2 rRNA genes are annotated in these 291 nt (G+C 41.6%); both read left to right on the top strand.

The annotated features are described in order from the left end of the window. Positions 1-98: ribosomal RNA gene (locus TP70_RS10895) — 23S ribosomal RNA — on the top strand; the annotation flags it as partial. A 76-nt stretch (positions 99-174) separates the two neighbouring features. Next, positions 175-289 (top strand): 5S ribosomal RNA (gene rrf / locus TP70_RS10890). The last annotated feature ends 2 nt before the right edge of the window (positions 290-291 follow it).

Here is a 291-nt window from a genome sequence, read left to right as displayed (position 1 = left end):
TATAAGATCCCTCAAAGATGATGAGGTTAATAGGTTCGAGGTGGAAGCGTAGTGATACGTGGAGCTGACGAATACTAATCGATCGAAGACTTAATCAAATTTAAATCACAAGGTTTTGTTTGTGTAGAAGATATACTTACTATCTAGTTTTGAATGTATCAGCATTCAATTTTATCTGGTGCCTATGGCAAAGAGGTCACACCTGTTCCCATGCCGAACACAGAAGTTAAGCTCTTTAGCGCCGATGGTAGTCGGACTTACGTTCCGCAAGAGTAGGACGGTGCCAGGTAA

The organism is Staphylococcus microti (assembly GCF_000934465.1).
GTDB classification, from domain to species: Bacteria; Bacillota; Bacilli; order Staphylococcales; family Staphylococcaceae; genus Staphylococcus; species Staphylococcus microti.
Note: the sequence above shows the minus strand (reverse complement) of the source record. Positions and strands in the feature narration are given on the sequence as shown.